This is a genomic window from Thermomonospora echinospora, from assembly GCF_900108175.1.
GTDB classification, from domain to species: Bacteria; Actinomycetota; Actinomycetes; order Streptosporangiales; family Streptosporangiaceae; genus Thermomonospora; species Thermomonospora echinospora.
Map to the genome: position 1 here is coordinate 118431 of NZ_FNVO01000005.1, position 13392 is coordinate 131822.

Below are 13392 nucleotides of genomic sequence, written 5' to 3' on the forward strand. Positions count from 1 at the left end.
GACGATTAACCTCGGAGGCGCCCGTGTCCCTGCACGACCTGCTGGAACCCCTGCTGCGACCGGCCTTTCACCTGGGCACCGTGCCGACCAGCCGGGCGGAGTTGCTCGGCTTCGTCACCGGCGCCGTCACCGTCTGGCTGGTGGTGCGGCAGAACATCTGGAACTGGCCCATCGGCATCGCCAACGTGGTCCTGCTGGGCCTGGTGTTCCTGGACGGCGGGCTGTACGCGGACGCCACCCTCCAGATCGTCTACGTCGTCCTGCAGTCCTACGGCTGGTGGGCGTGGCTGTACGGCGGGCAGGACCGCACCCGGCTGGTGGTCACCCGCACCTCGGCCCCCGAATGGGGCGGGCTGCTGGCCGCCGGGCTGGCCGCCACCGCCGCGATGACCTGGGTACTGCACACCTGGACCGACTCGACGGTGCCGTTCTGGGACGCCCTGACCACCGCGCTGTCGCTGATGGCCACCTACGGGCAGTGCCGCAAGCGGCTGGAGTCGTGGTGGTTGTGGATCACCGCCGACCTGGTCTACATCCCGCTGTACGCCTACAAGGAGCTGTACCTGACCAGCGCCCTGTACGTGGTTTTCCTGACGCTGTGCGTGCTGGGGCTGCTGGCCTGGCGCGGCGACTGGCGGGCGCACCGGGGCGCGCAGCCGGCCGAGGCCGCCCGATGACGGCCGGGCGCGCCTTCCGGCACGGGATGGTGATCGGGAAGTTCTATCCGCCGCACGCCGGCCACCACCACCTGATCGACACCGCGGCCGGGGCGTGCGAGCGGGTCACCGTGGTGGTGGCGGCCGCCACCGTGGAGACCGTCCCGCTGGCGCTGCGAGCGGCCTGGCTGCGGGAGGCTCATCCGCAGCCGCATGTGGAGATCGTCCCGGTGGTGGACGACGTCGAGATCGACTACGGCTCGCCGGACGTCTGGGCGGCCCATGTGGCGATCTTCCGGGACGGCCTGGCGCTCGGCCACGGGCTCGGAGTGCGGCCGCCGGCCGTCGACGCGGTGTTCAGCTCCGAGCCGTACGGCCCCGAACTGGCCCGCCGGATGTCGGCCGTGCATGTGCCGGTGGACCCGCCCCGCGACCGCTTCCCGGTCAGCGGCACGCGGGTGCGCGAAGACCCGGCGGGCTGCTGGCAGTGGCTGTCGCCGCCGGTGCGCGGGTACCTGGCCCGCCGGGTGGTGGTGGCCGGTGCCGAGTCGTCCGGGACGACCACCCTGGCCCGCGCGCTGGCGGCGCACTACGCGGCGCGCGGCGGGGTGTGGGCGGCGACCCGGTGGGTGCCGGAGTACGGCCGGACGTACTGCGAGGAGAAGCTCGCCGTCGCCCGCCGGGACGACCCGTCGCTGTGGATCGGGGATCTGCCGTGGTCCACGGAGGAGTTCACGCTGATCGCCGAGCGGCACCTCGCGCTGGAGGAGGCCGCCGCGCGGTCCGGCTCACCGCTGCTGGTGTGCGACACCGACGCCCTGGCCACCTCGCTGTGGCACGAGCGGTACCTGGGATCGCTTTCCCCGGAGGTGGAGCGGTTGCACGAGCGGGCGCCGCACCATCTGTGGATCCTCACCGACGTCGCCGGTGTGCCGTTCGAGCAGGACGGCTGGCGGGACGGGGAGAAGATCCGCGACGCGATGGCCCAGCGGTTCCGCGATGAACTGGACCGCCGGGACCTGCCGCATCTGGTGGTGTCCGGGCCGCATGAGCGGCGCCTGGCCACGGCCGTCGACGCGATCGACGAGCTGCTGGCCCGGGGCTGGGAGTTCGGCGAGCCGCTGCGCCCGGCGGACTGACCGGTCCGGCGTCCCCATGAGCGGACGGCAGGACCTCCGCGTCGGCGAAGTCGCCCACTGCGGCAAGGATCTCCCGCCGAGCCCCGGCCGATCCCACCCGGGTCCGGCCGGGCAGGGCGCTACGCGGCGACGGGCACGGGACCGGCGGCCGGGGGGCTGACCGTCTCCAGCTCCCGTCGGCGGGCCAGCCTGGCGACGAGGGCGGCGTACAGCAGCAGCGGCGCGAGGTCGGCGAGCACGTACGGCCAGGGGATGTCGCCCTGCTCCAGGCTGAGCTGCCCGACCGCGGCCGGGAGCAGGAACGCCACCACGTTGTTGACCACATGGATGGCGATCGCCGCCTCCAGCCCGCCGGTGCGCACCGTCAGCCAGCCGGTGATCGCCGCGAAGCCGAAGATGGCGACCATCCCCCAGCCGGTGTAGCCGTGCACCGACACGAAGGCCAGCCCGCCGATGCAGATCGCCGGCCAGGGCGTGCGGAACACCGGGCTCAGCGCGCGGGCGACCCGGCCGGTACGGGTCTCCAGCGTGCAACCGCCGATGGACTGCAGCAGCCAGCCGCGGAAGAAGTACTCCTCGGCGGTCGCCTGAAACGGCACCAGCAGCACCACGATCAGCAGCGGCACCGCAAAGGCGCCCCAGCCGACCCATGCCCCCTCCTCGGGGGCGGGCCGGTCCACCAGCAGGCTCGCCAGCCAGGCGCATCCGAACGACACCAGGCTGGTCAGCACCGACAGCCCCGCGCACACCAGCAGCCAGCGCCAGCGCAGCCGGCCGGTGACCGAGGACAGGCTGCCAGGCCGGCGGCGCTGGAACGCCCAGGCGGCCAGCAGGATGAACGGCAGGAAGACCGCCACGCTGACCAGGGTGAAGCCCAGCTCGGCGTTGGAGTCGCGCAGCAGCGGGCCGTCCGCCTCGCCCGCCACCTCGGCGACCCGCACCACGCTCACACCGCTGGTCAGGGACTCGACGAGGACCCAGGCGACCATGATGGGCACGATCGCGGCCAGCCCGGACAGCAGGATCGCCACGGTGCCCGCGATCGGCCGCCACCAGCGCTGCGCAGGGGTGCGGGCCAGCCGGTGGTACGGGGTGCCCGGGGGCGCCTCCACCACCCAGGGCCGCCTGACCTGCGGCGGCCCGTACGGCGGCTGTCCATACGGGGGCTGCCCGTACGGCGGCTGCCCGTACGGCGGCTGCCCGTAAAGACCCGGCCCGTACGGGGGCGGACCGTACGGAGGTGACCCGTACGGCGGTGGATCAGACGAAGGCGGGCCGTACGAGGTCTGTTCGTACGAGGTCTGTTCGTACGGAGTCGGACCGGGCGAAGGCTGCCCGTACGACGACTGTCCGTACGGCGGCGGCCCGGCGTGCCCGGCATTTCCGGGGTGGCCCGGTGGGACGGGAGGCGACTCCAGCGGCGGCGCGAAGTCCGGGCGGGGCCTCGACGAGACGGCGGCGGGCTTCGTCAGGTCATCGGACGGCTCCGCCGCACCCTGGGGCCGTTCCCGCGGTGACTGCACCGGGTCGGTCGGCGGCCGGCCCTGCATGTCCCCCTCATCGGTCACGCCCTACTCCCTGCCCCTGACGCCCGGTCACCATCGCCTGTCGGACGAATGGTATGCGGAGTTCAGTTCCCGGGCGGCTCGAAGGACCTGGTGCGCGACAGCCCCGCCGCCCGTCCCTTGGCCGCGATCACCAGGGCCATCTTGCGGGACGCCTCGTCGATCATCTCGTCGCCGAGCATGGCCGCGCCGCGCCGTTCCACGGTGGTGTAGTACTCGTAGGCGTCCAGGATCAGCTCGGCGTGGTCGTAGTCCTCCTGGGCCGGGGAGAACACCTCGTTGGCCGCCTCGACCTGGGACGGGTGCAGCACCCACTTGCCGTCGAAGCCGAGCGCCGCCGAGCGCCGCGCCACCCGGGTGAAGGCGTCCACATCGCGGACGTTGAAGTAGGGCCCGTCGATGGCCTGCAGGTCATGGGCGCGGGCGGCCATCAGGATGCGCATCAGGATGTAGTGGTAGGCGTCGCCCTCGGTGTAGCCGGGCGGCTGCTCCCCCACCACCAGCGTCCGCATGTTGATCGAGGCCATGAAGTCGCCCGGCCCGAACACCAGCGTCTCCAGCCGGGGCGAGGAGGCGGCGATGGCGTCGATGCCGACCATGCCGCGGGCGTCCTCGATCTGCGCCTCGATGCCGATCCGGCCGACCTCGTACCCCATGGTGGTCTCGATCTGGGTGAGCAACCGGTCCAGCCACCGCACGTCGTCGGGCCCCTGGACCTTGGGCAGCAGCACGCAGTCGAGGTCGGCGCCCGCGCCCTCCACGACCTCGATCACGTCCCGGTAGGTCCAGTGGGTCCGCAGGTCGTTGACGCGCACCACGCGGACCCGCTCGCCCCAGTCGCCCTCGTTGAGCGCGGCGACCACGTTCTTGCGGGCCTCCTCCTTGGCGGCCGGGGCGACCGCGTCCTCCAGGTCCAGGAAGATCTCGTCGGCGGGCAGGCCCTGGGCCTTCTCGATGAACCGGGGGTTGCTGGCGGGGACCGCCAGAGTCGAACGACGCGAGCGCATGCCCGGATGCTACCCATCCGTTATCCGCCGGGTGCGCGCAGGTGCTCGACGGCCATCCGGGCGGTGGTACCGATCACCGCGTCTGCCCGGGGCAGCACGGAGGCGGTGCTCAGGCTGCGAGTGAAGACCGCCACCGCGTACCGGCCGCCGTCGGGGTACTCCACCACCCCGGCCTCGTTGCGGATCGTCGGCAGCGTGCCGGTCTTGCCGCTCACCTGCACGTCGTCGAACGGGAAGCCGGAAGCCAGCCGGTGCGGCCACACCTGCAGCCCGAACAGCCGCCGCATCCGGGCGCACTCGGCCGCCGGCGCCGCCTCGTCCCGCCAGATCGCCGCGAACAGCTGGGCGATCTCCTCGGGGGTGCTGCGGGCGGTGCGGGCCGGGTCCAGCGCCCGCAGCCGGGCCATCAGCCCCGGCTCGTCCAGCACCGCCCACAGCTCGTCCATCCCGTCCACCCCGGCGTCCGCCAGCAGCGTGTCGAACAGCTCCCGGCAGCAGCCGGGGATGTGGGTGCGGTGCAGGCCCAGCTCGGCCAGCACCGCGTTGACGGTCTCCACCCCGACCCGGGCGAACAACGTGTCGGCGGCGGCGTTGTCGCTGACGGTGATCATCATCGCGGCCAGGTCGCGCAGCGACATCCGCACCTCGTCCTGCAGCACCGCCACGCCCGTCGGGCCGGTGGTGCGCTCGCCGGGGCGCAGCACGACCTGCTCGGACAGGTCGACGATCCCGGCGGCGGCCTGCCGGTGCAGCGCCACCAGCAGCGGCACCTTCAGCACCGAGGCGATCACCACCGGCCGGTCGGCGCGTACCCCGACCAGCCGCCCGTCGTCCAGGTCGATCGCGGCCAGGCACCCGACGACGCCGGCGTCCCGGAACGCCCGCTCGATGCGCTCCTCGATCCCGCTCACGCCAGGAACCCCGAGGAGGGGCGGGCCACGACCCGGCGGGCGGTGCTGCGGTCGAGCGGGACCATGCCGGCGTGCCGGCGCAGCACCCCGGTGGCGATCGAGGTGAAGTGCTCGACCGCGCGTTCCAGGACGGGGTCGCGGCGGCCCCGGGGCCAGGCGCACGAGGTGCGCAGGGCCAGCGGGTCGCCGGCGAACGGCCGCCAGACGGCGCCCTCGGCGTCCTCGGTGCGCGGGGTCAGCGCCACGGCGGTGCCCGCCAGCACCAGACCGAGGGCGAACTGCGGGTGCCGGGCCTCGTGCACGGCGGACGGGTCGAGGCCGTGCCGGCGGCAGGCCGCCAGCAGTTCGTCGTGCGCGCCGGGCGCGTCCTCGCGCGGGAACAGCACCACCTCCCGGCCCGCCAGGTCGGCCGGGTGCAGCGCGGCCCGCGCGCCGTGCGGCGAGCCGGCGGGCAGCACCGCGCCGACGGGCTGCAGCAGCATCGGACCCAGTTCCAGGTCCCGCACGTCACAGGGATGGCGCAGCACGCCCACGTCCAGCGCGCCCTCGGTCAGCGCGCGCCCCTGCTCGGCGCTGCCGAGTTCGCGCAGCTCCAGCCGCAGGTCGGGGCAGTGCTCGCGGAACCCCTCAATCAGCGCGGCCAGCACCGGGCCGCCCAGGCCGGCCGGCAGCCCGGCGCGCACGGTGCCCACCGCGCCCAGCCGGGCGCGGGCGGCCAGCGAGTAGATCCGATCCACGCGGGCGAGGATGTCACGGGCCTCCTCCAGCAGCAGCCGCCCGGGCGGGGTCAGCTCGACATGACGGCTGGACCGGTCGAACAACCGGATGCCCAGTTCCCGCTCCAGCCGCTGGATGCGTTGGCTCAGCGGCGGCTGAGCCATGCCGAGCCGCTCGGCCGCGTGGCCGAAGTGCAGCTCCTCGGCTACGGCCACGAAGCACTCCAGATGCCCCACCAGATTCACGAGCAGGGACTATATCGGTATTCATATCGATCTACCGGAGATATGCACTTGGACATCATGGCCGGTCGGCTGGTCTGCTGTGGGGAGATGCGACGCTAGGGGGGTACGACATGCGCCGATCCCATGCGGCCGTGGCCGTCGCGGCCGTGGCGGTGCTCGTGGGGACGAGCCTGTGGTGGTTCCTGCGGGGCGACGGGGGCCCGCAGGAGACTGCACGGCGGTATCTGGACGCCTGGCAGCGCGGCGACTACGCCGCGATGCAGGCCCTGGTGGACGACCCGCCGGCCGACTTCGCCGAGCGGCACCGGCGGCTGCGCGACGACCTGGGGGCCGCCCGCTGGATGTTCACTCTGGCCTCGCTCGGCGACGCCAAGGACGGTGTCGCCGGCGGCGCCTATGAGGCCAAGATCACACTGGCCGGCGACCGGACCTGGGCCTACCAGGCCGCGCTGCCCTTCGTACAGCGGGACGGCGCGTGGCGGGTCGACTGGAACACGCGGGTGCTGCACCCCGACCTGAAGGACGGGCAGCGGCTGCGCGCCTCCCGGGCCTGGCCCGACCGGGCGCCGATCCTGTCCGCCGAGGGCAGTTCGCTGCTCGGGCACTCCTCCGGCTCGGTGCAGCAACTGGTCGGCGCCGTCGGCAAGCTGACCGCCGAGCAGGCCAAGCAGCTCGGCGCGCCCTACCGGGAGGGTGACCCGGCCGGGACCTCCGGGCTGCAGCAGCAGTACGAGAAGCGGCTGGCCGGGACGCCCGCCCTCGCCGTTCAGATCGTCGACGGCGAGGGCGGCGTGGTCAAGACCCTGCAGCGGTTCGGCGGCAAGGAGGGCGCGCCACTGCGCACCACCATCGACCCGGCCGTGCAGCAGTCGGCCGGGGAGGCGCTGGCCGACGTGGACAAGCCCGCCTCGCTGGTGGCCGTACGACCCGCCACCGGGGAGATCCTGGCGGTCGCCAACAAGCCCGGCGGCTACAACCGGGCGCTGATGGGGCAGTACCCGCCCGGCTCCACCTTCAAGATCATCACGGCCGCCGCTCTGGTGGCCGACGGGGTGTCGCCGTCCTCCTCGGTCGCGTGCCCGGCCACCACCAACGTGGGCGGCCGCTCCTTCCGCAACTCCGAGCACAAGGACTACGGCACCGTCTCCTTCCGGGACGCCTTCGCCCACTCGTGCAACACCACGTTCGCGCGGATGGCGGTCGACCGGCTCGGCGAGGAGCGGCTGGCCCAGGTCGCCCACATGTTCGGGTTCGGCGCCCCCATCATCGGCGGGCTGCCCGCCGTGCGCGGCGCCTTCCCCTCGACCAAGGACGCCACCGCGCTGGCCGCCGCGTCGTTCGGGCAGGGCCAGGTGCTGGCCAGCCCACTGAACATGGCCTCCGTGGCGGCCGCCGCCGCGGACGGCACCTGGCGCTCGCCCCGGCTCGTCCCGGCCGCCGACGCCCCGCAGGCGCTGGACGCCAAGGGCCGCAAGCCCGAGCGGCCGCGCCCGCTGGAGAGCGGCGTCACGCGGGCGCTGCGCAGCCTCATGCCCGCCGTGGTCAGCGAGGGCACCGCCGCCGGGGTCGGCTTCCCGTCCGGCACCGCCGGCAAGACCGGCACCGCCGAGTTCGGCTCTGGCGACAAGCCCCCGACGCACGCCTGGTTCGTCGGCTACCGCAAGGACGTGGCGTTCGCCGTCATCGTGGAGGGCGGCGGCACCGGCGCCGAGGCGGCGGCCCCGATCGCCGCCCGCTTCCTGCGCGGCCTGTGAACCGGCGCGCCACCCGACGTCCGGGGGCAGGTGCGGCCACTCGGACGGCACGGTGAACGCGCCGGCGACCCGCCGAAACCATGCCCCAGGGCTCCCGCCCGCCGGAGCCAGACCCTGGGGTTAGGGTTCGACACATGGCAGAGGTGACGGCCGCGCTCATCGAAGAGGCGATGAAGAAGTCCGCGCTGGTGTGGCTGACGCTCCCCGGGCTGCCCCAGCCCCGGGCGGCCTGGCATGTCTGGCACGACGGCGCCGCCTACGTCCTCACCGGCGGAGAGGGCGAGCAGCCGCTGCCCGGCCTGCCCGAGGCGGACCGGGTGCCGGTGACGGTGCGCAGCAAGGACAAGGGGGGGCGGCTGCTGTCGTGGGTGGCGGCGTGCGAGCACGTCGAGCCGGGCGGCGATCTGTGGAACGAGGTGGCGCCGCTGCTGGCCAAGGAACGGCTCAACGCGCCGACCCACGAAGGCCAGCTGGAGCGGTGGGCGAGCGAGTCCTACGTCATCCGGCTCGTCCCGACCGGCGAGATCACGGAGGCACCGGGCGGGTACGACGGCGACTACGCCACCGTCCGCCCGGTGCCCACCCCCGCCACCACGGCGGGGACGCCGCCCCGTCTGCTCGGCGCCAAGAAGCGGCACGCCGACCGCTGACCGCGCCCCCTCAGCGGGTGAGGCGGCGTCCGGCCGCCAGGGCCCGCAGCTTGTCCGGGTTGACCACCACATGGATCTCCGTGACCCGGCCCCGGTCATCGGCGTCCACGGTGACCGCCATCAAAGGTCCGTCCGGGCCGTGGAAGACCAGGCCGGGCGCACCGTTGACGTCCGCCTGCGCGATCCGCATGCCGCTCAACCGCACCCCGCCGATCGATTGGCGCGACACCCCGTCCAGCCAGCGGCCCACCTTGTCGGCGCCCACGATGACGCGCCGCGCCGCGCGGACCTTGCCGCCGCCGTCGCTCCACAGTGTCACGTCGGGGGCGAGCACCTGCATCAGCTCGTTGACGTCCCCGCCGACCGCCGCGGCGAAGAACCGCTCCACCGCCTGCCGCCGCTCGTCCCGGCCGCTCTCGAAACGGGGCCGCCGGGCCTGCACGTGCTTGCGGGCCCGGGTGCCGAGCTGGCGGACCGACGTCTCCGAGCGGTCCAGCGTCTGGGCGATCTCCGCGTACGGGTAGCCGAACACCTCCCGCAGCACGAACACCGCGCGCTCCAGCGGGCTGAGGGTCTCCAGCACCACCAGCATCGCCATCGACACCGACTCGGCCAGCTCGACGTCCTCGGCGACGTCCGGGGAGGTCAGCACGGGCTCCGGCAGCCACGGGCCGACATAGGTCTCCCGCCGGACCCGCGCCGACCGCAGCCGGTCCAGCGACACGTTGGTGGTGATCCGCACCAGGTAGGCGCGCGGATCGTCCACCCGCGCACGGTCGGCGGCGTCCCAGCGCAGCCAGGCGTCCTGGACCACGTCCTCGGCGTCGGCGGCGGTGCCCAGCATCCGGTACGCCACCGCGAACAGCAGGTCGCGGTGCTCCTCGAACACCGCGACCCGGCGGTCATCTCCCGCGTTCACCGGACTCCTTTCCCGCCCCGGCCGGGATCTCGCAGCGGTCCTTGAACCCCTGCCCGGTCAGCCCGGCGGCGGCGTTGAACCGCGACCGCAGGTTCTCCACCGCCACGATCATCGTCAGCTCCACCAGCCCCGCGTCGTCGAAACCATGCCTGCGCAGCGCCTCCACCAGCTCGTCGGTGACGCCCGGCGGGTCCTCGGTCATCGCCTCGGCATATTCCATCACCAGCCGCTCCACCGGGCTGAACAGGTCGCTGTCGCGCCAGTGCGGCACCGCCTGGACCTTCTCCAAGGGGATGCCGTGCATGTGCGACTCCCAGGTTCCGAAGTCCACGCACCACGAGCAGCCGATCTTGACGGCGGCGGCCATCACCGCCAGGTCCTTGAGCGTGCGGTCCACCTTCCGCCACCGCGGCACCTGCAGCTCGAACATCGCATAGGCGGTGCCCACCCCCCGGTGGTGCCCCATCGCGCGGACCGGGTCCAGCGCGGCGCCGTACTGGCGGCGGACGAACCACTCGCCCATCCGGTACCACAGTGTGCGCGGCGGGTTCAGGGAGATTCTCGTCATGGCTTCGGCCTCCTCGGCTGTGTGCTCTCGTCCTTACGACGAGACCCGGCCGCCGGACGTGACATCGCCCACGGATTACGGGCCCGGCCATGGGTAACCTCTGTCCCGAAATCGGGACAGCATCGGCGGTCGCAGGGAGGGGAAGCCTTGAGCGCTCCGACGCGGGTGTTCATCGCCAGGCTCGCCGGGATCGCCGTCTTCGACCCGGCTGGCGACCAGGTGGGCCGGGTCCGCGACGTGGTGGTGGCGCTGCGGATCGGGCCCCGGCCGCCGCGCGTCCTCGGGCTGGTGGTGGAGGTGCAGCCGCGCCGCCCGGTGTTCCTGCCGATCACCCGGGTGACCACCATCGAGGCCGACCAGGTCGTCTTCAACGGGCGGCTGAACATGCGCCGCTTCCAGCAGCGCGAGTCCGAGACCCTGGCCATCGCCGAACTGCTGGACCGCACCGTCCGGCTCGCCGACACCGGGGAGCAGGTCGCGGTGGTGGACGTGGCCATGGAGCCCACCCGCTCCCGCGACTGGCTGCTGACCAAGGCGGCCGTGCGGCGCGGCGGCGGGCGGGGGCTGCGGCGGCGGCGCGGCGAGATCCTGGTGGTGGACTGGGACGCCATCACCGGGCTGTCCGGGGTGGAGTACGGGCAGGGCGCCGCCGGGCTGATCGCCGCCTTCGAGCAGCTCAAGGCCCCCGACCTGGCCAACATCATCCACGAGCTGCCGGAGAAGCGGCGGGCCGAGGTGGCCGCGGCGCTCGACGACGAGCGGCTGGCCGACATCCTGGAGGAGCTGCCCGAGGACGAGCAGATCGAGATCCTCGGCAAGCTGGACTCCGACCGGGCCGCCGACGTGCTGGACGCCATGGACCCCGACGACGCCGCCGACCTGCTCGGCGAGCTGCCGGCCGACCAGCGGGAACGGCTGCTGACGCTGATGGAGCCGGAGGAGGCCGCCCCGGTGCGGCGGCTGCTGACCTACGCCGACAACACCGCGGGCGGGCTGATGACCACCGACCCGGTGATCGTCCCGCCGGACGCCACCGTGGCCGAGGCGCTGGCGCACATCCGCAACCCCGACCTGGACCCGGCGCTGGCCGCCCAGGTGTACGTGTGCCGGCCGCCCACCGACACCCCCACCGGCCGCTACCTGGGCACCGTGCACTTCCAGCGGCTGCTGCGCGAACCACCGTCGGAGCTGGTCAGCGGGCTGGTGGACACCGAGCTGGCACCGCTGCGCCCGGCCCTGTCGCTGGAGGCGGTGGCCACCTTCCTGGCCACCTACAACCTGGTGGCCGCCGCCGTGGTGGACGACGCCGGGCACCTGCTCGGCGCGGTCAGCATCGACGACGTGCTGGACCACCTGCTGCCCGAGGACTGGCGCGAGACGGTGCTGGAGGCCATCGCCGACGAGTCCACCGATCCCGAGGAAGAGGCCCTGCGCCGTTCCGCCCACGCTCGCCAGGAGCCATGATGACCACCCGGCCGTACCGTCTGGACCAGCCGCTGGAGCAGCGCCGCACGCTGCTGCCCAAGCCGCACTACGACCCGGAGTCGTTCGGCCGGCTGTCGGAACGGTTCGCCCGCTTCCTGGGCACCGCCCGGTTCCTGGTCTACATGACCGGGTTCGTGGCGGTGTGGATCGGCTGGAACATCCTGGCCCCGCCGGCGCTGCGGTTCGACTCGTACCCGTTCATCTTCCTGACGCTGATGCTGTCGCTGCAGGCCTCCTACGCCGCGCCGCTGATCCTGCTGGCGCAGAACCGGCAGGGCGACCGCGACCGCGTCCAGTACGAGCAGGACCGGGCGCGCGGCGAACGCACCGTGGCCGACACCGAGTACCTCGCCCGGGAGATCGCCGGGCTGCGGCAGGCGCTCAGCGAGGTCGCCACCCGCGACTTTCTGCGCTCGGAACTGCAGCAGACGCTCAAGGAACTCGACGCCCGCCATGACGGCCGCCATGAGCCCCACCACCGGGTGCCCCCGGAGGGCGGTTACGCCTCGCACGGCCTGTGACCGGTGGCCCTCACGCCACGGCCGTATTCCCTGACGGTGCGTGACCATGGTTACCGGGGCGGATTGGCGGACGACTCGACGGAGTTCATACCATGGATGCCATGGCCTCCCCTGTGACGATCGATCAGGTGACCGCGGCGCTCGCCACGGTGATCGATCCCGAGATCCGCAAGCCCATCACCGAGCTCGACATGGTCAAGAGCGTCGACATCGCACCGGACGGCACGGTGCGCGTCGCGGTGTACCTGACCGTGGCCGGCTGCCCGATGCGCGACCGGATCACCAAGGACACCACCGAGGCGGTCGCCAAGCTGCCCGGGGTGACGTCGGTGCAGGTCGAGCTGGACGTGATGAGCGACGAGCAGCGCCGGGCGCTACGCGAGAAGCTGCGTCCGGGCGAGGTCGCCAAGGAGATCCCGTTCGCCAAGCCCAGCTCGCTGACCAAGGTGTACGCGGTCGCCAGCGGCAAGGGCGGGGTCGGCAAGTCCTCGGTGACGGTCAACCTGGCCGCCGCGCTGGCCGCGATGGGCCGCAAGGTGGGCGTGGTGGACGCCGACATCTACGGCCACTCGGTGCCCCGGATGCTGGGCGTGCAGGGCCGCCCCACCAAGGTCGAAGACATGATCATGCCGCCGTCCGCGCACGAGGTGAAGGTGATCTCGGTCGGCATGTTCACCGCCGGGAACCAGCCGGTGGTCTGGCGCGGCCCGATGCTGCACCGCGCGCTGCAGCAGTTCCTGGCCGACGTCTACTGGGGCGACCTGGACATCCTGCTGATGGACCTGCCGCCGGGCACCGGCGACATCGCGATCTCGGTGGCCCAGCTGCTGCCGGCCGCGGAGATCCTGGTGGTGACCACCCCGCAGCAGGCCGCCGCCGAGGTGGCCGAGCGGGCCGGAGCGATCGCCGCGCAGACCCACCAGCAGGTCGCCGGGGTGATCGAGAACATGGCGTACCTGGAGTGCGGGCACTGCGGGGAGCGCAACGAGATCTTCGGTTCGGGCGGCGGGCAGCAGGTGGCCGACGCGCTGAGCCGGACGCTGGGCACCAAGGTCCCGCTGCTGGGCCAGGTGCCGATCGACACCCGGCTGCGCGAGGGCGGTGACAACGGCCTCCCGCTGGTGCTGTCGGAGCCGGACGCCGGCGCCGCCAAGGAGCTGCGCACCATCGCCGAGTCGCTGGCGGGCCGCTCGCGCGGCCTGGTGGGCCGCTCACTGGGCATCAGCCCCACCCGGCGCGGCTGACCCGCGGGTCC

The 13392-nt window shown here is 73.3% G+C and carries 13 protein-coding genes; 7 read left to right on the top strand and 6 right to left on the bottom strand.

Annotated elements, in window-relative coordinates; genetic code table 11:
- Positions 1–23 precede the first annotated feature (23 nt).
- Positions 24–677 carry a nicotinamide riboside transporter PnuC gene (gene pnuC / locus C4U03_RS13535; RefSeq protein WP_103938099.1) on the top strand — a complete coding sequence of 218 codons (654 nt, stop codon included), beginning with the start codon at positions 24–26 and terminating at the stop codon, positions 675–677.
- On the top strand, positions 674–1795 hold the full coding sequence (locus tag C4U03_RS13540) for an AAA family ATPase (protein WP_103938100.1): 1122 nt from the start codon (positions 674–676) through the stop codon (positions 1793–1795). The genes pnuC and C4U03_RS13540 overlap by 4 nt, the downstream gene beginning before the upstream one ends.
- 119 nt (positions 1796–1914) lie before the next feature.
- Here C4U03_RS13540 and C4U03_RS13545 read toward each other — a convergent pair whose 3' ends face one another.
- The 4 genes from C4U03_RS13545 to C4U03_RS13560 all read right to left on the bottom strand — a co-directional run bounded on the left by C4U03_RS13545 (position 1915) and on the right by C4U03_RS13560 (position 6240).
- Positions 1915–3363: a CPBP family intramembrane glutamic endopeptidase gene (locus C4U03_RS13545; protein WP_103938101.1), complete on the bottom strand. Its 1449-nt coding sequence runs from the start codon at positions 3361–3363 to the stop codon at positions 1915–1917.
- A gap of 62 nt (positions 3364–3425) precedes the next feature.
- A complete protein-coding gene (locus C4U03_RS13550; protein WP_103938102.1) occupies positions 3426–4367 on the bottom strand; it encodes an HpcH/HpaI aldolase/citrate lyase family protein in 942 nt (313 codons plus the stop codon).
- Between the two features lie 20 nt (positions 4368–4387).
- Positions 4388–5278: a serine hydrolase gene (locus tag C4U03_RS13555; protein ID WP_235017843.1), complete on the bottom strand. Its 891-nt coding sequence runs from the start codon at positions 5276–5278 to the stop codon at positions 4388–4390.
- Entirely contained in the window at positions 5275–6240 is a 966-nt protein-coding gene (locus C4U03_RS13560) for a LysR family transcriptional regulator (RefSeq protein WP_103938103.1), read from the bottom strand. The genes C4U03_RS13555 and C4U03_RS13560 overlap by 4 nt, the downstream gene beginning before the upstream one ends.
- Positions 6241–6350: 110 nt before the next feature.
- Between C4U03_RS13560 and C4U03_RS13565 the strand changes: the two genes are divergently transcribed.
- Positions 6351–7994, top strand: a complete 1644-nt coding sequence (locus C4U03_RS13565; RefSeq protein ID WP_103938104.1) for a penicillin-binding transpeptidase domain-containing protein — start codon at positions 6351–6353, stop codon at positions 7992–7994.
- 134 nt (positions 7995–8128) lie between these two features.
- A complete protein-coding gene (locus C4U03_RS13570) occupies positions 8129–8644 on the top strand; it encodes a hypothetical protein (RefSeq protein ID WP_103938105.1) in 516 nt (171 codons plus the stop codon).
- Between the two features lie 10 nt (positions 8645–8654).
- Here the strand turns inward: C4U03_RS13570 and C4U03_RS13575 are convergent, their stop codons facing one another.
- Together C4U03_RS13575 and C4U03_RS13580 are read right to left on the bottom strand one after the other, a co-directional pair.
- Positions 8655–9563 (bottom strand): RNA polymerase sigma-70 factor, encoded by a 909-nt coding sequence (locus C4U03_RS13575; RefSeq protein ID WP_103938106.1) that lies wholly within the window; start codon positions 9561–9563, stop codon positions 8655–8657.
- A complete protein-coding gene (locus tag C4U03_RS13580; protein WP_103938107.1) occupies positions 9547–10131 on the bottom strand; it encodes a carboxymuconolactone decarboxylase family protein in 585 nt (194 codons plus the stop codon). The genes C4U03_RS13575 and C4U03_RS13580 overlap by 17 nt, the downstream gene beginning before the upstream one ends.
- Positions 10132–10278: 147 nt before the next feature.
- On the opposite strand from C4U03_RS13580, the gene C4U03_RS13585 reads away from it, so the two are divergent.
- The 3 genes from C4U03_RS13585 to C4U03_RS13595 all read left to right on the top strand — a co-directional run bounded on the left by C4U03_RS13585 (position 10279) and on the right by C4U03_RS13595 (position 13381).
- Complete coding sequence (locus tag C4U03_RS13585) at positions 10279–11595, top strand: magnesium transporter MgtE N-terminal domain-containing protein (RefSeq protein WP_103938108.1); 1317 nt, start codon at positions 10279–10281, stop codon at positions 11593–11595.
- Positions 11595–12137, top strand: a complete 543-nt coding sequence (locus C4U03_RS13590; RefSeq protein ID WP_103938109.1) for a DUF1003 domain-containing protein — start codon at positions 11595–11597, stop codon at positions 12135–12137. Before C4U03_RS13585 ends, C4U03_RS13590 begins: the two co-directional genes overlap by 1 nt.
- 92 nt (positions 12138–12229) lie before the next feature.
- Positions 12230–13381: an Mrp/NBP35 family ATP-binding protein gene (locus tag C4U03_RS13595; protein WP_103938110.1), complete on the top strand. Its 1152-nt coding sequence runs from the start codon at positions 12230–12232 to the stop codon at positions 13379–13381.
- The last annotated feature ends 11 nt before the right edge of the window (positions 13382–13392 follow it).

Excerpts from the sequence above, each read along its gene's own strand:
- C4U03_RS13540 (WP_103938100.1), top strand. The coding sequence starts at position 674 with ATGACGGCCGGGCGCGCCTTCCGGCACGGGATGGTGATCGGGAAGTTC.
- C4U03_RS13550 (WP_103938102.1), bottom strand. The coding sequence starts at position 4,367 with ATGCGCTCGCGTCGTTCGACTCTGGCGGTCCCCGCCAGCAACCCCCGG.
- C4U03_RS13565 (WP_103938104.1), top strand. The coding sequence starts at position 6,351 with ATGCGCCGATCCCATGCGGCCGTGGCCGTCGCGGCCGTGGCGGTGCTC.
- C4U03_RS13570 (WP_103938105.1), top strand. The coding sequence starts at position 8,129 with ATGGCAGAGGTGACGGCCGCGCTCATCGAAGAGGCGATGAAGAAGTCC.
- C4U03_RS13580 (WP_103938107.1), bottom strand. The coding sequence starts at position 10,131 with ATGACGAGAATCTCCCTGAACCCGCCGCGCACACTGTGGTACCGGATG.
- C4U03_RS13590 (WP_103938109.1), top strand. The coding sequence starts at position 11,595 with ATGACCACCCGGCCGTACCGTCTGGACCAGCCGCTGGAGCAGCGCCGC.
- C4U03_RS13595 (WP_103938110.1), top strand. The coding sequence starts at position 12,230 with ATGGATGCCATGGCCTCCCCTGTGACGATCGATCAGGTGACCGCGGCG.